Origin of the sequence: Spiroplasma endosymbiont of Clivina fossor, from assembly GCF_964031115.1 — a bacterium.
Classification (GTDB): domain Bacteria; phylum Bacillota_I; class Bacilli_A; order Mycoplasmatales; family Nriv7; genus Nriv7.
In genome coordinates this window covers 755,519-772,847 of the sequence record NZ_OZ035006.1, presented here as the reverse complement: position 1 = coordinate 772,847, position 17,329 = coordinate 755,519, and the positions used below count along the sequence as shown (strand labels likewise).

At 25.2% G+C, this 17,329-nt stretch carries 23 protein-coding genes and 2 pseudogenes; 19 read left to right on the top strand and 6 right to left on the bottom strand.

What is annotated here, in order from left to right; translation table 4 throughout:
* Positions 1 to 34: 34 nt before the first annotated feature.
* A complete protein-coding gene (locus AAHM82_RS04700; protein WP_342263396.1) occupies positions 35 to 475 on the bottom strand; it encodes a transposase family protein in 441 nt (146 codons plus the stop codon).
* A gap of 123 nt (positions 476 to 598) precedes the next feature.
* Between AAHM82_RS04700 and AAHM82_RS04695 the strand changes: the two genes are divergently transcribed.
* Positions 599 to 1,096 (top strand): IS1/IS1595 family N-terminal zinc-binding domain-containing protein, encoded by a 498-nt coding sequence (locus AAHM82_RS04695; protein WP_342264674.1) that lies wholly within the window; start codon positions 599 to 601, stop codon positions 1,094 to 1,096.
* A gap of 6 nt (positions 1,097 to 1,102) precedes the next feature.
* On the opposite strand, the gene AAHM82_RS04690 is transcribed toward AAHM82_RS04695, so the two are convergent.
* On the bottom strand, positions 1,103 to 1,522 hold the full coding sequence (locus AAHM82_RS04690; RefSeq protein WP_342264846.1) for a transposase family protein: 420 nt from the start codon (positions 1,520 to 1,522) through the stop codon (positions 1,103 to 1,105).
* A 5-nt stretch (positions 1,523 to 1,527) separates the two neighbouring features.
* Positions 1,528 to 1,920, bottom strand: a complete 393-nt coding sequence (locus AAHM82_RS04685; protein ID WP_342263426.1) for a transposase family protein — start codon at positions 1,918 to 1,920, stop codon at positions 1,528 to 1,530.
* Positions 1,921 to 2,083: 163 nt separating this feature from the next.
* On the opposite strand from AAHM82_RS04685, the gene AAHM82_RS04680 reads away from it, so the two are divergent.
* The 13 genes from AAHM82_RS04680 to AAHM82_RS04620 all read left to right on the top strand — a co-directional run bounded on the left by AAHM82_RS04680 (position 2,084) and on the right by AAHM82_RS04620 (position 11,504).
* Entirely contained in the window at positions 2,084 to 2,470 is a 387-nt protein-coding gene (locus AAHM82_RS04680; protein WP_342263435.1) for a hypothetical protein, read from the top strand.
* A gap of 541 nt (positions 2,471 to 3,011) precedes the next feature.
* Positions 3,012 to 4,532, top strand: a complete 1,521-nt coding sequence (locus AAHM82_RS04675; RefSeq protein ID WP_342264673.1) for a DUF2130 domain-containing protein — start codon at positions 3,012 to 3,014, stop codon at positions 4,530 to 4,532.
* A 116-nt stretch (positions 4,533 to 4,648) separates the two neighbouring features.
* Positions 4,649 to 5,926 (top strand): histidine--tRNA ligase, encoded by a 1,278-nt coding sequence (gene hisS / locus AAHM82_RS04670; protein ID WP_342264672.1) that lies wholly within the window; start codon positions 4,649 to 4,651, stop codon positions 5,924 to 5,926.
* Positions 5,926 to 7,614 carry an aspartate--tRNA ligase gene (gene aspS / locus AAHM82_RS04665; RefSeq protein ID WP_342264671.1) on the top strand — a complete coding sequence of 563 codons (1,689 nt, stop codon included), beginning with the start codon at positions 5,926 to 5,928 and terminating at the stop codon, positions 7,612 to 7,614. The genes hisS and aspS overlap by 1 nt, the downstream gene beginning before the upstream one ends.
* 566 nt (positions 7,615 to 8,180) lie before the next feature.
* On the top strand, positions 8,181 to 8,507 hold the full coding sequence (locus tag AAHM82_RS04660; protein ID WP_342264670.1) for a hypothetical protein: 327 nt from the start codon (positions 8,181 to 8,183) through the stop codon (positions 8,505 to 8,507).
* A gap of 2 nt (positions 8,508 to 8,509) precedes the next feature.
* The gene (locus tag AAHM82_RS04655) at positions 8,510 to 8,731 is read left to right on the top strand and encodes a hypothetical protein (protein WP_215825907.1); all 222 of its coding nucleotides are present in this window, start codon (positions 8,510 to 8,512) and stop codon (positions 8,729 to 8,731) included.
* A 164-nt stretch (positions 8,732 to 8,895) separates the two neighbouring features.
* Positions 8,896 to 9,039: a hypothetical protein gene (locus AAHM82_RS04650; protein ID WP_342264669.1), complete on the top strand. Its 144-nt coding sequence runs from the start codon at positions 8,896 to 8,898 to the stop codon at positions 9,037 to 9,039.
* A gap of 100 nt (positions 9,040 to 9,139) precedes the next feature.
* Positions 9,140 to 9,274: a hypothetical protein gene (locus tag AAHM82_RS04645; RefSeq protein ID WP_338968593.1), complete on the top strand. Its 135-nt coding sequence runs from the start codon at positions 9,140 to 9,142 to the stop codon at positions 9,272 to 9,274.
* A gap of 19 nt (positions 9,275 to 9,293) precedes the next feature.
* Complete coding sequence (locus AAHM82_RS04640; protein ID WP_342264668.1) at positions 9,294 to 9,539, top strand: hypothetical protein; 246 nt, start codon at positions 9,294 to 9,296, stop codon at positions 9,537 to 9,539.
* Between the two features lie 24 nt (positions 9,540 to 9,563).
* Positions 9,564 to 10,547, top strand: a complete 984-nt coding sequence (locus AAHM82_RS04635) for a hypothetical protein (protein ID WP_342223872.1) — start codon at positions 9,564 to 9,566, stop codon at positions 10,545 to 10,547.
* Positions 10,548 to 10,556: 9 nt separating this feature from the next.
* A complete protein-coding gene (locus AAHM82_RS04630) occupies positions 10,557 to 10,841 on the top strand; it encodes a hypothetical protein (RefSeq protein ID WP_342264667.1) in 285 nt (94 codons plus the stop codon).
* 2 nt (positions 10,842 to 10,843) lie between these two features.
* Positions 10,844 to 11,092: a hypothetical protein gene (locus AAHM82_RS04625; RefSeq protein ID WP_215826579.1), complete on the top strand. Its 249-nt coding sequence runs from the start codon at positions 10,844 to 10,846 to the stop codon at positions 11,090 to 11,092.
* 22 nt (positions 11,093 to 11,114) lie between these two features.
* A complete protein-coding gene (locus AAHM82_RS04620; protein WP_342264666.1) occupies positions 11,115 to 11,504 on the top strand; it encodes a hypothetical protein in 390 nt (129 codons plus the stop codon).
* A 273-nt stretch (positions 11,505 to 11,777) separates the two neighbouring features.
* Here AAHM82_RS04620 and AAHM82_RS13400 read toward each other — a convergent pair.
* Positions 11,778 to 12,212: pseudogene (locus AAHM82_RS13400) on the bottom strand (transposase family protein); the annotation flags it as partial.
* A gap of 102 nt (positions 12,213 to 12,314) precedes the next feature.
* The gene (locus AAHM82_RS13395) at positions 12,315 to 12,608 is read right to left on the bottom strand and encodes a helix-turn-helix domain-containing protein (protein WP_425288998.1); all 294 of its coding nucleotides are present in this window, start codon (positions 12,606 to 12,608) and stop codon (positions 12,315 to 12,317) included.
* 54 nt (positions 12,609 to 12,662) lie between these two features.
* Here AAHM82_RS13395 and AAHM82_RS04610 point away from each other — a divergent pair, with 54 nt between their 5' ends.
* The 4 genes from AAHM82_RS04610 to rplA all read left to right on the top strand — a co-directional run bounded on the left by AAHM82_RS04610 (position 12,663) and on the right by rplA (position 15,930).
* On the top strand, positions 12,663 to 13,316 hold the full coding sequence (locus tag AAHM82_RS04610; protein WP_342264665.1) for a UPF0236 family transposase-like protein: 654 nt from the start codon (positions 12,663 to 12,665) through the stop codon (positions 13,314 to 13,316).
* Positions 13,317 to 13,444: 128 nt separating this feature from the next.
* Entirely contained in the window at positions 13,445 to 14,404 is a 960-nt protein-coding gene (locus tag AAHM82_RS04605) for an IS1/IS1595 family N-terminal zinc-binding domain-containing protein (RefSeq protein WP_342263352.1), read from the top strand.
* A gap of 387 nt (positions 14,405 to 14,791) precedes the next feature.
* Entirely contained in the window at positions 14,792 to 15,226 is a 435-nt protein-coding gene (gene rplK / locus AAHM82_RS04600; RefSeq protein WP_342264664.1) for a 50S ribosomal protein L11, read from the top strand.
* Between the two features lie 2 nt (positions 15,227 to 15,228).
* On the top strand, positions 15,229 to 15,930 hold the full coding sequence (gene rplA / locus AAHM82_RS04595) for a 50S ribosomal protein L1 (RefSeq protein WP_342264663.1): 702 nt from the start codon (positions 15,229 to 15,231) through the stop codon (positions 15,928 to 15,930).
* Between the two features lie 63 nt (positions 15,931 to 15,993).
* Here the strand turns inward: rplA and AAHM82_RS13390 are convergent.
* Positions 15,994 to 16,254 (bottom strand): annotated as a pseudogene (locus AAHM82_RS13390) (transposase); the annotation flags it as partial.
* 87 nt (positions 16,255 to 16,341) lie between these two features.
* Here AAHM82_RS13390 and AAHM82_RS04590 point away from each other — a divergent pair.
* On the top strand, positions 16,342 to 17,301 hold the full coding sequence (locus tag AAHM82_RS04590; protein ID WP_342263352.1) for an IS1/IS1595 family N-terminal zinc-binding domain-containing protein: 960 nt from the start codon (positions 16,342 to 16,344) through the stop codon (positions 17,299 to 17,301).
* Positions 17,302 to 17,329 lie beyond the last annotated feature (28 nt).

The following is a 17,329-nucleotide window of genomic DNA, read 5'->3' as shown; positions in this document are numbered from 1 at the left end:
AAATTATAATTATCATATTAATTTTGCAAGAAGTCTATTGTGTGTTTTTTCTTTTTTCCTGAGTAGTGCTGTTTTTGTCTTTTTTTGGGCGTTGGATTTGGCTTTCAGTTACATCAATTATAACAGTCTTATCTTTGAAATAATCTTTTAATAGTGATTTTTGACCAGTAAGTTGTTGAAAATTAGGGTGTTTTATTAAAGTGTCTTCAATTCATTTGATATTTCTATAACAACTACTTTCACTAATATCATAACTTTTTGCAATATGAAAATAAGTTCTATATTCTCTTCAATATTCTAAAGTCATTAAAATACGATTTTCTAATGATAATTTATTGGTTCTTCCGCGACGAAATCTCTTTTTTAATTCTTCTATTTTTAAAATTTCTAGCATTTTATTAAAAGTAGTATGTTTAATACCAGTTAATCTTAAAAAATTTTTATCACTTATTTGATTATTTTTTTTAAATTTCATTTAAATTCCACCTTTTTATTAAAAACAACAATTCAATTATATTTTAAATTAATTTTGCAAGAAGTCTATTGAATATACTTAATTTTAGGTATATTTTTAATATGATAGAGGTGGATAATAATTATGGAAAAAATAATTCAAGAACTAGTAAATACTTTAACAGATGATCAATTTTTAGAATTTTATGAAAAAGTCAAACAACAAGCAGAATTAATAAAAAAAAAACAACAACGGTTAAATGAAATTGATCAAAAATTTAGAGCGCAAGGTATTAAATGCCCTAAATGTGAATCTTACCATTGCGTTAAAAATGGACATAATTCAGAAGGAAAACAAAAATATTTATGTAAAAATTGCCGTGCAAGTTTTGACGCTTTTCGTAATCATTTTATTTATTGAAGTCATTTAAATTATGAACAATGAAATTTATTGATTCAAATTTCATTGCTGGGGCAATCTAGTAAAACAATTTCTCGTTTTATTAAAACTACATTAAAAACTGCTTGATATAATCGTCAAAAATTAATGAAATCAAAACAATTAGAAAATACCCAATTAAAATTTAAAAAATTATCTGGTAAAATCCAAATCGATGAAACATTCATTAGACTTGGTACATAACTATAACTAGCTTAATTCAAAATTATATATTCCTGAAATTAAGTTAAATCGTAATCCAAATCTTCTAATCTTATTGCGATAACGATAAACTAGTATTTTAAATCTTTTTAATCTAGCAAAAACATGTTCAATGACAATTCTAACTTTACTTAAAAAGCTATTATATTCCTTTTTATCTGGATTTAAAGGATTATTTTTACTCTTTTTAATTGGCAATAATGTATTTTTATGAACATTTTGCAAACCTTGATATCCTGAATCGGCAATTAATTCTAATTTTGGATTTATAAGTGTATTTGATTTTAAAAATAACTTATAATCATGAGTACTGCCATAACAAAAATCTACTGAAATAATTTTATTGTTAAATAAATCAATAATTATTTGCGATTTTAATGAATGTTGCCTTTTCTTACCAGAAAATAATAATTTTAGTTTTTTTTAATTCTTTCAATTGGAATTTCTGTAGCATCAATTGCTAATAAATTATTAGTAGTACCCTTATTTTCTAATAATATCTTTTTGCCAGGTATATGAAAGTGACTATTTTTTATTAGAGTATTTTCAACTCAAAAGATATTACGAATACAACTAACATGACTAATATTATATTTTTTTGCAATAATACGATATGTACTATATTCTTTTCAGTATTCTAAAGTCATAAGTAATCTTTGCTCTATTGATAATTTATTTGGTCTACCACCAATTTGTTTTTGTTTAGCTTCACCTTCTTTTAAAATTTCTACCATTTTCATGAAAGTTTTATATTTTATGCCTATTAAACTATAAAATTCGTTTTCGTCTTTGTATTTATCTAACATTTGTACTTCACCTAGGAAATAATATTATCAAAATAGTAGATAAAATTAAAGGTTATGTACCAAGTCTATTAAAGAAATCCATAAAGGAAATTTCAAATATAAAACTGATCCACGAAGAATTCACCTTGACCCATTCGCAACTAATACTAAATGCTGTATTCAAATGGCAATTGATAATAATAACAATATTTATGTTAAATCCACAAACACCAAACGTTTACAAAAACAATGAGTTATTGAAAATATGAACAAAGAATTAATTAACGAAAATTCAATTATTACTTCTGATATGCAAAAATTATATTTTTTAGTAGCAAAACAAACAAATTCTACTTTATGTGTAACTAAAACAACAATTAATCCTGAAGCTAGTTATCGTAACTTAAATAAAATCAGTAAATTACAATCTAGTCTTAAAGAAGCCTTAATTCATTATCATGGTTTAGGTTTTACTAATATTCAAAATTATTTAAATCTCTGAAAATGAAAATACCAACATAAGGGTTTAACTCCAAACCAACAAACAGCGGTATTATATTTTAATGTATAAAAAAGTTAAAGTAAAAATAGTAATTTTACATAAAAGCCTTTTAAAATTATCAAGTTGATGATTTTTTTATTTTATCAAGAGTTTTCGACAAAATTAAAAAAAATTTTTTACAACAAAAATCATACATAAGAAATATATACTTAATTTGAATATTGAAATAATTTATAGTAAATGATTATTTTTTCTTTTTTAAAAAATACCTAAGAAAACTAAACGCGACCGTACAACATTGATCATTAGTATTTTCAGGCACTCTTATTTTAAAATATCTAGTAGTATTTATTAATACTTGCAATTAAAATGAAGTAGTTTAAAAATATTGTTATTTAATTAAAATTTCATTAATTATATTAATTTTAAATATAGAAATAAAGATAATTAATGTAGTAAAGAAAAATGTCTTTTTTATTTATAGAAGGAGACATTTTATTGTTTTAAAATTAAAATTAAATGTTTAGAAAATAATCTAGAATAGAAATTTATATTAGATTGTTAATGATAATATTAATTTATAAAATTAAAAAAAGAAAGGATTTAACTAATGTCATTTATAATTGAATGCCCACATTGTCATCAAGAAATTACCGAAAAAGATTTTGAAAAGAATCATCAAGCAGTATCATATTTACAACAATTTTTTAATCGTAAGGAGCAAGAATATTGTGATAAGTTAAAAAAGCAATTAGATGTTGATTTTGAAAAACGAAAAGCAATAGAAATTACTAGTGTAGTAAATAAAAAAGAAAATGAGTGAAATAAGCAACACGATAATGAATTGCATAAAATAAAAGAAGCACATCAACAAATTTTAGAAGGTTTAAATCAACAATTAAATGAGGCTAAGAGCAATTTAAAATCCCAAGAAGAAACAAAAAAGGCTGATATTGAAGTTTCTATTTTAAAAGAAAAAAGCAATATTGAAAAACAAAAACAACAAGAAATTGATAATATTAAAGATAATTATCAAAAGATAATTAATGAGTTAAATTCTAAAATAAAAGATTTAGATATTAAAGAAAAAACTAATGAATTTCAATTGAAAAAATTGTTTACAGAAAAAGAACTTGAAATTACTAAAAATAAACAACAAGAAATTGATTTATTAAAGGATAAAATTAATAGTTTAGAAACCGAAAAGAAAACAAAGGAAGCAGATATTAAAGTTATTTTGGCTGAAAAAGAAAAAGAGTGAAGTAATTTACAACAAAATAAGTTGGATACTTTAAATAAAGAGTATCAAAAAAATATTAATGATTTACAAGAGAAAAATCATCAATTAGATATGTTAGTTAAAACTAATGATGCTAAGGTCCAAGAATTAGTAGCAAAAAAAGAAACTGAAATTATTAATTTTAAACAAGAAGAAATTAATAAGTTAATTGATGAAACAACTGAATTAAAACTTAAATTAGAACAAGGACGAAATATTAGAACAGGAATTTTAGGAGCTAATTTAGAAAATGATTTTGCAGGTAAAATGCCATCGTTTTTCCCAAATGACCATTTTGAAAAAACAACTAAAACCATTAATGGTAAAAAACCTGATTTTAGGTTAGGAGTTTTGAATGATGAAGAGGATAATAAAGTAGTTGGTAATATCTTATTTGAGTTAAAAAATCAAGAAAAATTAGATAGTAAATGAGAGGAAAAATTAGCAATTGAATTAAAAGAATGAAATGCTAAGTTTGGCATTATTGTTTGAACTTATGCTAAAGCACCATTTAGTCGTTCTTCAAAATATCGTGATATTTTTATTATTAATACTGACCTTGAAGTTATTGCATTAATTGTTAATATTTTAAAATTTTTAATTAAAAAAGAATTTGCTTTATCATTACAATCTTCAACTAATAAAAATGATCAGGATTTTAAAGAACGCTTTAATAATTGATTACAAGATGAATTTAGTTCTTTAATTGGTAAAGCGCTGCAAGAGTTTATTAAGTTTGAAAAGCATATTCAACAAATTCAAAATTCTAATGATAAATTAAAAAGCGTTAAAGAGAAATTAGAAGAAATATTAATTGCTAAAATTGAGGATTCTTTAAAAAAATTATTGTAATTTTAAAAGACTTCTTGTAGTTAAGACAACAACAAGAAGTCTTTATTGAAAAATTTTTAATTTTTGTAAATAACTAGTAAAATTAGTAGTGAAAGTAAGTCTAAGGAGAGAAATGTATGGAATATAAAGCCCCCAGAGGTACTAATGATATTTTACCAATCCAAAGTAAACAGCGATATCAATTACAACAAATTTTACGAGATATTGTTAAAAAATATAATTATGAAGAAATTAGTACGCCAATATTTGAACAGTATGAATTATTTCAAAGAACGGTTGGTGTTAATAGCGATATTGTTAGTAAAGAAATGTTTAACTTTCAAGATAAAAAAGGTCGTGAATTAGCACTTCGTCCTGAAAATACAGCGCCAATTGTTAGAGCAGTAATTGAAAATAAGTTAGTTGATGTTTTAGGATTACCTTTAAAATTATTTTACTATGGGGATATGTTTCGCTATGAGCGACCACAACGAGGGCGTCAAAGACAATTTACGCAATTTGGTGTGGAAGTTTTTGGCAAAAAAACTATTTATTTAGATGCTGAAATTATTTGTTTAGCAATGGATATTATTAAATCTTTAAAGATTAATAATATTATTCTTAAAATAAATTTTTTAGGAGCAAAAGCAACCCAAAATAAATATCAACAAATTTTAAAAACATTTTTACAAGATATAAGCACAACATTATGTGCGGATTGTCAAAGAAGAATTACTAAAAATACCTTGCGAGTATTAGATTGTAAAATTGATCAAAATATTAAAAATTTACCAATAATTAGTGAAACTTATTCTCTTGAAGAAAAAGAATATTTTACAAGGTTAATAAAGTTATTAGATAATTTAAAAGTTAAATATGAGATTGATAGCAAATTAGTTCGCGGTTTAGACTATTATAATGATACTGTTTTTGAAATTATTAGTTTAGAGAAGGGTGTTGAAGGACAGAATACATTAATTGGTGGTGGTCGTTATGATAATTTAGTTGAGGAATTATCAAAAAATCAAAAATCAGTTCCAGCAATTGGTTTTGCAATTGGAATTGAAAGATTACTTAATGCTACTGAAAATCATTCAGACTTTATTAAAAAAATGGTTCCATTGGTTGATGTATACATTATTGCTTTAACTGCTACCGGTTATGAATTAGCAACTAATGTATTATTAACTTTAAGAAGTAATAATTTTATTAGTGATATGGATTATGAACAAAGGAATATTAAGATTCAGTTTAATGTTGTTTCTAAATTAGATTGTCGTTTTGTTGTTATTATTGGTGATAGCGAAGTTAAAGAGAGTAATTTAACTATTAAAAATCAGGAAACTAAGGTAGAAGAAAAGATTAGCATTAATGAATTAATTAATTATTTGAATGCAAATAAGAGAGATAAATAATGAGAAGTCATAATTGTGGTGAATTAAGAGAAGAAAATGTTAATTTAGAAGTTAATCTTTGTGGTTGAGTTCATACAATTCGTAAACTTAATAATTTAATATTTTTAGATTTACGCGATCGTTATGGAACGACGCAAATTATAATTAATAGTGAAAATCCTAACTATGTTCTTGCTAAAAGTTTAAGCACTGATGATGTTATTAAAGTTGATGGTACTGTAGTCCTTCGTAAATCTAAAAATAATAATTTATCAACAGGAAATATTGAAATTATTTGTACTAATTTAGAGTTAATAAATAAATCACAGGTATCACCATTAGATAATGAAAGTTTAGAGGAAAAGCGTTTAGAATATCGGTTTTTAGATTTACGAAGACAAGTAATGCAAGATAAAATAATTTTGCGTCATCAAGTTATGCAAATAATGCGTAATTTTTTAAATAATAATAATTTTTTAGAAATTGAAACGCCAATTTTAGCAAGCACAACTCCCGAAGGGGCAAGAGACTATTTAGTTCCGGCAAGAAATCAAAAAGGACATTTTTATGCGTTACCACAGTCACCACAAATATTTAAGCAATTATTAATGGTTGGTGGTTATGATCGCTATTATCAAATTGCTCGTTGTTTTCGTGATGAAGATTTAAGAAGTGATCGCCAACCAGAATTTAGTCAATTAGATTTAGAAATGAGTTTTATTGAACAAAAGGATATTATTAGTCTTTTAGAGCAAATGATGCAGGAAATAATGTTAAAAACTAAAAACATTAATCTAAAAATACCTTTTTTACAATTAGATTATGAAGTAGCAATTGATTTATATGGTAGTGATAAACCAGATTTACGATATGATTTAAAACTTATTGACCTTAGTTCAATGAATACTAGTATTAGTAAAAAGAAAACTACTAAAGCAATTGTTGTTTCTCAGTTATTAAGTGATTTACAATTAGCAGACCTAAAAGTTATTGTTAGTCAATATCAGGCGGGGCAGTTAGAATATATTACTTATGACAATAAAGTTATTGGGGCAGAGTTATTATCTAATAATGCTGAAGCTATCATTAATCATTTAGCGATTAATAATCAAGCAACCGTTTTAATGATTACAAATGATTATGAATTAACTTGCAATACAATGGGAGCCATAAGACAGGCTATTGCTAAACAATTAAATCTTTTTACTAATGAAGATTATCAATTTTTATGAGTTGTAAATTGACCATTATTTGCTTATGATAATGAAAGCAAAAAATTTGTTGCTGCCCATCATCCCTTTACGCGTCCTAATATTAAAGATGAAATTGATTTTACTAGTAATCCGATGTTAGTCAAGTCTCAGGCTTATGATTTAGTATTGAATGGTTATGAAGTTGGTGGTGGTTCAATGCGAATTCATAATCTTGAAATGCAACAAAAAATGTTAGAGTTTTTACAAGTTTCTGTTGAAGAACAAAAGGAAAAATTTGGTTTTCTTTTGAATGCTTTATCCTATGGAGCACCAATTCATGGTGGTATTGCTTTGGGATTAGACCGCTTAATAATGTTATTAAGTAATAGTCATAGTATTCGTGATGTGATTGCTTTTCCTAAGAATACTAAGGGTAGTGATATGTTAACGCATGCTCCTAGTGTTGTTAAACAAGAACAATTGGATATTTTGGGCTTAAATGTGGTAAATAGTTAGGGACGCATAAAGTTTTGTTAGGTGGGAAAATATTTGAATAAGTATTAAGACAGTCAGGGACGCATAAAGTTTTGTTATGTAGATAAAGATTTGAATAAGTATTAAGGCAGTCAGCAATGATTGTCTTTTTATTTTATAAGGTGTTAAAAATTTGTTCTTTGAAAATTAAATACAAGTGAGTTAATAATGTTGGTATGTATTAAAGCACAATAAATTGTGGGTGGTCGCCATAACCAAAAGAAGTTTACCAGTTAATAGATAACACCCTATTAGCTATAGCAATTTGTTTCATTTTGCAATAAAAAAATGAATGGGTGGATTTCCTAAAAATATACACGCTATTAAATTAGTTCCAAGGGTAGGATGCGGACATTAAAGTGTAGAAATTTCTATATAGGGGTATGCTAAGTTTAAAATTATTAAAATCTTTATCTAATAATAAAAAAACAAAATTTAATAACAAAGCTTGTTAAACACTTAAATCTGCGATATATAAGTGTTTAAAAAACTAAGTTAATTAACTTAGTTAATATAACTTAGTTTATCTATAAGAAAGGTAATTTATTATGAAAAACATTGAAAACATTTTCTTAAATACTAAGAAATATCTTTTAAAAGAAACACAAAACGCAATGCTTATTAAAGCACCAAAAATTCCGTGATTTAATAAACAAATCGGTATTTGGTTTCCAAAGCGATTTGTTTATAAAGGAAAATATGAAAATTCGATTTGTGTCGGAATAATCAAGGATAGTAAATATCAAGTAATTTCAATTAACCAAAAAGAAAATGAAACCAAATTAATTAAAGGACAAGAATTATTAGGTTTTTTCATTGCCGAAAAAGAAAACAACAAAAAAGATATAAATTATAACTATTTTAAAGGAGTTTAAAAATGAATATTGCGATTGGACTAATATTTATTATTATCAGCATCATGCTATTGGCATATTTTGCTTATAAAATTTATGCCAAAATAAAAATTAGAATTAAATATAAAAATGCCATTAAAAATAATACTGGTAATTTCACGAAAGACGAAAAAGTATTTATTGCTCGCTTTGAGGAATGAGTTAAAGCTCCTAATTCAAAAGAAAATAACGCGGATAAAAAATAATGTTTTGAAAAATTATCATGGAATTCTTAGAACTGTTTATTCCGATAGAAAAAATGCCTGCACAAGTTGCATTTATTGCCGGATTAATTATTATCATTACTTTTCTTTTCGCATTAATTTCAATTATGTATTTACCAATAAAAATGATTTTTGGGAGATAAAAAATGACGATAAATTTAAAAGAATTTAATTGAGAACAAATCAAACAAACTTTCTGAGATTTATTTATTCAAATTACAACTATTCCGGCTCATATTAGTGGTGGCAAAGAAATTGATTTAACTCACAAGAAACACTTTGACTTTTAATAGCAAACATTGCTTTTTGATTCTTAACAGCGATTATGGTGTGATTTATTCTAATGCTACTTTGAAAAACCATATCAGTATTTAGATAGGGAAAAAATTAATGTCAAGAAGTTACATTGTGATGCATTCCCAAAGAAATTCAAAATTAATTAGAAAAAAATATAATCGCGTTAAGGTTAATCGTGGTTTTAACAAATTTAAGAAAAACTTTGAATATAAATGATGAATGTTTTAAAAAGAAAGGGGGTGATTATATGATTGGAACTTTCTTGGCCGATGCACCTGCAACAGTAGAAAAAATAACAGCTAGTGACGCGATGACTAAATTATGAAATGCAATTATAACGGCGTTTACTAAAATGTGAGAAATTATTGCTGTTAATATGCCACAAGTCGGTAACTTCTTTGCTGACTACTGAATCTTCATTTTTCCATTTATTTTGGCAATATTCTTTATTTGCTTTAAAATGTTTGAAGAACTACTTGGAGCAGTACGCTAATAAAAAAATAAAGTGAGGTGCAAGATGAAATTTTGCAAATGAATAATAGAAAAAAATAACCATTTTATTGAATTAAATCGCACCTCATTTTTAATTTTATGACATTGGGGAGCAATTTGATATATTTACAACGGTTATTTTAAAAACATTGTAAGCTATTTATTTTTAGCGGGTTGTATTTTAATTTTCCTTTTTAAAATCGGTAATTTAACACAAATTAACAAAGTTATTAATTTCTTAAAAAATTCACCATTAAATATTGTGATTGGTTCATTGGGAACTGGAAAAACTGCTTTTCTAGTATACGCATCAAAATTACTAAAAAAGAAGAAATATCACATTGCATCAACCTTTCCATTACTAGAAACCCAAAAATTAAGTTTAGGTCATATGGGATTATTAGACTTTGATTATCCGGTATTGCCAGACAAAACCTTACTGTTGTGAGATGAAACCAACTTATTTTTAGAAGGAACTGATTGAGAAAAAAATAATACCAAAAACGAAGAAACGGGTATCCAAGAATATTTCGCTCTGGCACGCCATTTCGGTCATATTGTGCTGGCTAGCGGTCAAAGAGATAAACATATTTGAGTTAAAGTTCGTGATATTGCCAATAATGTGATTGTGGGAATTCGCAAAAAACCCGTTAATATTTTTCGCCCCTACTTAAAAGTCATCTATGGCACCTTTACTAGCATTGAAGAATATGAACGCTGACGAAACACCTTAATTGATGCGAAAAATAGCAAAAAAGGTCGCCGTATTAAATATCGTGATATTCCTGAACTTGATATTTATTTTTTTAAACTAAAAATTCCTCTACCAATACTTAACACTTACAATTCTTTTTACCTAGCATTTTTAAGAGATTACTTAAATTCAAAAGTAAATCCTGACTATGAAGACAAATACTATACTGACACAGCAATTGATTTAGAAGACTTAGAATACTTGAAAATGGATAAATTTAGCAAATTTTTAAGAAAAATGAAAGAAAAGGAATAATATAAAAAAATGGAAAATCTCGCAAAAATGGCTGACTTTCTCGCCCGAATGCTTTATAAAGTTTTTGATTTAATTTGAAGTCTTGAAGTACCGGGAACAAAAATTCAACTAATATTTCCTTTGTTCTTAACGCTTGCTGTAGAATTTCTTATGGCAATTATTCTTGGATTTGGTAGTCAACAAGTTAATTTAGAAAAACAACGCCAATATGCTGTTAAAAATAAAGGGCGGTTAAGTGCGTGAGGAAAAGCTAAAAAACAAATAAAACCAATAAAAGCAAAACAAGGTAACTAAAAATGTTTAAACTAATTATTATTTTTATCTTAATAACTGTTCTTGGGTTATTAGCCGGTAGTCATTTTGAAACTTTAACGAACTATATTAGCGAAGGCCTTGCCAATTTCCAAAAGTTTATTACTAGCAATTTAACAATTTTAGAACTATTTAAACCAATGGCACGAACATTTTCACAACACCCAATTTTTACCATTCTTGGCGTCACTTGTGTACTTATTGCCTTATTTATTGTGATTAAAGGACGATAAAAAATATGAAAGGAGAATTAAAATGAAAAAATTTTTAGTAAAATTATTTAAAAAAGATAATTCAAAAAAAATGCCATTAAAATTAAGAATTAAAAATTCTTTTAAAAAGCAGTGGTTAAAAATAGTATTGAGTATCATTTTCATCTTTATAAGCTTATTAATTTGCGCATTAACAGTAATCGATGCTAAATGAATAACCGGAACAAGTAACGAATTTAATGATTTTATGAATAAACAGATGGTTGATTTCTTTGGCAAGTTTAATAGTGGTATTATGCTGGCAGGAATATTTGTTTTTTGATGAGGCGGAGCAATATATTTTGCAATTAAATTTGAAAAATTAATCCGCTTTATTGTTCAGAAAATTAGAGCAAAAAGAGTCTTGAAAAATGAAATCAAACAAACTCATTAATTCTTTAAAAAAATATTGATGAAGAATTTTACCTTACATTTTTATGGTTATTATCTTTTTCATTCCATTTTTAAAATTGGAAATTAATGATTTGAAATTATTAGACTTCTTGCAAAATTAATATGATAATTATAATTTTTAAATTTAAAATAAATATAAAAGTGTTATTAAAATAATTTTTAGATTATTTTTACAAATATTTTGTCATTAAAACATAATAAAAATTATTATTTACAATAAAAAAAGACTGAAATTTTAAATTATCAAATATATTTAAACTAATAGTTGTAAATTATAAATTGAAGCTATTAAATTAAATCTTAAAGCAAATCTTTTTCTACGATTTCGATATTTTTCACTAATAATTTTAAATTTTTTAAGTATAGCAAAAACATTTTCAATAACAATTCTCATTTTTGAAATTCGCTCATTATTTTGCTTTTCTTCTTTATTTAAAGGGTTTTTCTTTGATTTTCTTTTAGGAATTAAAACATTATGATTAATTTTTTGTATGCCTTGATAACCTAAATCCACTAAAACAGTTGTTTCTGGTAAAAATTTAATTTTTGAATCTTTTAAAATTTTAAAGTCATGGTTTTTACCATAAGAAAAATCAGAACTAATAATTTTTTTACTATCTTTTTCAATTATAACTTGTGTTTTTATTGTGTGTTTTTTCTTTTTTCCTGAGTAGTGCTGTTTTTGTCTTTTTTTGGGCGTTGGATTTGGCTTTCAGTTACATCAATTATAACAGTCTTATCTTTGAAATAATCTTTTAATAGTGATTTTTGACCAGTAAGTTGTTGAAAATTAGGGTGTTTTAATTAAAGTGTCTTCAATTCATTTGATATTTCTATAACAACTACTTTCACTAATATCATAACTTTTTGCAATATGAAAATAAGTTCTATATTCTCTTCAATATTCTAAAGTCATTAAAATACGATTTTCTAATGATAATTTATTGGTTCTTCCGCGACGAAATCTCTTTTTTAATTCTTCTATTTTTAAAATTTCTAGCATTTTATTAAAAGTAGTATGTTTAATACCAGTTAATCTTAAAAAATTTTTATCACTTATTTGATTATTTTTTTTAAATTTCATTTAAATTCCACCTTTTTATTAAAAACAACAATTCAATTATATTTTAAATTAATTTTGCAAGAAGTCTATTATGTAAATATTAATTATGACAAAATAATTGTTTGCGGTGATGGTGATACTTGAATTAGAGAAATTGCCAATAGTTTTGGTAATGTTAGATATATTTTGGATGGTTATCATGCTATTAAAAAATTAAAACAAACGGCATTTAATATTATTTTTGAAAATCGTAAAGTAACACTAAATAGTTGAATTAAATTATATAAGGATGGAAAACAACATCAAGAACTAATTAAAAACATTCGTAATGTTGCTAAAAATGAATTAAATAAAGATATTAAAACAAATTTAAGAAAAGCGAGTAATTATTTCAGTAATAATAAGCATGGTATTCATCATCAAAATTTAGAATGAAATATCGGTTGTAGCATTGAAAGTGATGTATCTCATTTAGTAAAACAACAATTAGGATATGGGGCAAAAATATATAATCATAAGAATTTAAATAACTTATTACATTTAAGAATGGCAAATTTAAACAAATTAAATGTATTACATTACATTAATGAAAATATTAATTCAGAAATAGAAATCAGAAAAGAAATATATAAAAATTCATTATGAAATAAATATAATAACAAAAATGATGATAGTTGAATCAGCAAAGGCAACATTGTATATACAAATAAATATATTACATTTAAGTAAGTAAAAATATTAGTTAAAATTTAATAAAATTAATAATTTTTTATTTTAATTTTGTCGAAAACTCTTGATATTTATTGAATATACTTAATTTTAGGTATATTTTAATATGATAGAGGTGGATAATAATTATGGAAAAAATAATTCAAGAACTAGTAAATACTTTAACAGATGATCAATTTTTAGAATTTTATGAAAAAGTCAAACAACAAGCAGAATTAATAAAAAAACAAAAACGTTTAAATGAAATTGATCAAAAATTTAGAGCGCAAGGTATTAAATGCCCTAAATGTGAATCTTACCATTGCGTTAAAAATGGACATAATTCAGAAGGAAAACAAAAATATTTATGTAAAAATTGCCGTGCAAGTTTTGACGCTTTTCGTAATCATTTTATTTATTGAAGTCATTTAAATTATGAACAATGAAATTTATTGATTCAAATTTCATTGCTGGGGCAATCTAGTAAAACAATTTCTCGTTTTATTAAAACTACATTAAAAACTGCTTGATATAATCGTCAAAAATTAATGAAATCAAAACAATTAGAAAATACCCAATTAAAATTTAAAAAATTATCTGGTAAAATCCAAATCGATGAAACATTTATTAAAGAAATCCATAAAGGAAATTTCAAATATAAAACTGATCCACGAAGAATTCACCTTGACCCATTCGCAACTAATACTAAATGCTGTATTCAAATGGCAATTGATAATAATAACAATATTTATGTTAAATCCACAAACACCAAACGTTTACAAAAACAATGAGTTATTGAAAATATGAACAAAGAATTAATTAACGAAAATTCAATTATTACTTCCGATATGCAAAAATTATATTTTTTAGTAGCAAAACAAACAAATTCTACTTTATGTGTAACTAAAACAACAATTAATCCTGAAGCTAGTTATCGTAACTTAAATAAAATCAGTAAATTACAATCTAGTCTTAAAGAAGCCTTAATTCATTATCATGGTTTAGGTTTTACTAATATTCAAAATTATTTAAATCTCTGAAAATGAAAATACCAACATAAGGGTTTAACTCCAAACCAACAAACAGCGGTATTATATTTTAATGTATAAAAAAAGTTAAAGTAAAAATAGTAATTTTACATAAAAGCCTTTTAAAATTATCAAGTTGATGATTTTTTTTATTTTATCAAGAGTTTTCGACAAAATTAAAAATTTTTTATTGTGTAAAAATTCAATAATATGATAAAATGGTAATGAATAAAAATGACAATAACAAGAAAGGTAGGGTTAGTTTAGTAATTAAATAATATAATTAGCTGATTGTTGTACTTCTTCAAAGCAATACCTAAGAAAACTAAACGCGACCCTCTAATAGTAGTTATGTTGAATTGTGACAGTAATAATGTTATTATATATAAGCCTGAAAAAATAGGTTAATGTGGGAGAGATATCGTTGACCACAGCGAGAACAATTATGTATAAGGGGAGGTGTTGCTCGTGGCTAAAAAAATTAAAAGAATTGCTAAATTACAGTTTAATGCGGCACAAGCTAAGCCAGGTCCGGAATTGGCTTCATTAGGGATTAATATGCCCCAATTTTGTATTGCTTTTAATGATGCAACAAAAACAAGAATGGGTGATGTTGTCCCTGTTGTTATTACTGCTTATGATGATAAGTCATTTGATTTTGTTTTAAAAACCACGCCAGCAGCTATTTTATTAAAAAGAGCAGCTAATATTGAAAAAGGTTCAAGTAGTAGTAAAAAAGAAAAAGCAGCAACGATTACTGAAGATAAAATTAGAGAAATTGCTGAATATAAAATGGTTGATTTAAATGCTAATGATATTGAAAAGGCAATGAAAATTATTGAAGGAACAGCAAGAAATATGGGAATTGTTGTTGAAAAGCTATCAAAAGAGGAACAAAAATAGTTATGGTAATTGTTAAAAAGAGTCGTTATTCTAAAAATTATCAAAAGGTATCCCAAATATTTGATAAAACTAAAATATATTCAATTGATGAAGCTGTTTCCTTAGTTAAAAAAACTTCCATAACAAAATTTGATGCTACGGTTGAATTAGTTTTTCTTTTAAATGTTGATCCAAGACATGCTGATCAACAACTTCGTGGAGCGCTAGTGTTACCGGCAGGAACTGGTAAAAAACAAAGAATTTTAGTATTAACTAATACTATGAATCAAGTGGCGATTGATAATAAAGCTGATTTTGTTGGTGGTAAGGATTTAATTGAAAAAATTCAAAAAGAAAATTGATTTGATTTTGAGGTTATTATTGCAACACCAGATATTATGGCTGAATTAGGAAAGATTGGTAAAATATTAGGACCTAAGGGTTTAATGCCAAATCCAAAAACAGGAACGGTAACTACTGATGTGCAAAAAGCAATTGCAGAAATTCGTAAGGGTAAGATTGAATATCGTGTTGATAAACAAGGTAATGTTCATGTAATTATTGGTAAGGTTTCTTTTAGTGAAGAGCAGTTAAAGGAAAATTATCAAGCGATTTATGAAACGCTTAGAAAAGTTCGTCCCGCAGCAGTTAAAGGTGCTTATGTAAAAAATATTAGTCTTAGCACTACTATGGGGCCAGCGATTAAAGTTGCTATTGAGCATTAAAAAGATATAATATAATTTTTTAAAGGGAAAGGGGACTGTACAATTAACTGTGTCTTTAAGTAATTAACTTAAATTCACTCTGTCCTCAAATTTTATCATTAAATGTGAAATTGCACTACCCCAATTTTGAATTGGCATCGTTCATTTCTTAACCATATTTTGAAATGCTAAATAAAATATTTTAAAAACTGATGCGTCATTAGGAAAAATCTTTTTATTCTTAATGACTTTTCTTAGTTGACTATTAACAGATTCAATCGCATTAGTTGTGTAAATAATCCTTCTAAATTCTTGAGGATATTCAAGAAAAATTATTAAATTATTTTTTTAATTTTGTCGAAAACTCTTGATATTTATTGAATATACTTAATTTTAGGTATATTTTTAATATGATAGAGGGGGATAATAATTATGGAAAAAATAATTCAAGAACTAGTAAATACTTTAACAGATGATCAATTTTTAGAATTTTATGAAAAAGTCAAACAACAAGCAGAATTAATAAAAAAACAAAAACGGTTAAATGAAATTGATCAAAAATTTAGAGCGCAAGGTATTAAATGCCCTAAATGTGAATCTTACCATTGCGTTAAAAATGGACATAATTCAGAAGGAAAACAAAAATATTTATGTAAAAATTGCCGTGCAAGTTTTGACGCTTTTCGTAATCATTTTATTTATTGAAGTCATTTAAATTATGAACAATGAAATTTATTGATTCAAATTTCATTGCTGGGGCAATCTAGTAAAACAATTTCTCGTTTTATTAAAACTACATTAAAAACTGCTTGATATAATCGTCAAAAATTAATGAAATCAAAACAATTAGAAAATACCCAATTAAAATTTAAAAAATTATCTGGTAAAATCCAAATCGATGAAACATTTATTAAAGAAATCCATAAAGGAAATTTCAAATATAAAACTGATCCACGAAGAATTCACCTTGACCCATTCGCAACTAATACTAAATGCTGTATTCAAATGGCAATTGATAATAATAACAATATTTATGTTAAATCCACAAACACCAAACGTTTACAAAAACAATGAGTTATTGAAAATATGAACAAAGAATTAATTAACGAAAATTCAATTATTACTTCTGATATGCAAAAATTATATTTTTTAGTAGCAAAACAAACAAATTCTACTTTATGTGTAACTAAAACAACAATTAATCCTGAAGCTAGTTATCGTAACTTAAATAAAATCAGTAAATTACAATCTAGTCTTAAAGAAGCCTTAATTCATTATCATGGTTTAGGTTTTACTAATATTCAAAATTATTTAAATCTCTGAAAATGAAAATACCAACATAAGGGTTTAACTCCAAACCAACAAACAGCGGTATTATATTTTAATGTATAAAAAAGTTAAAGTAAAAATAGTAATTTTA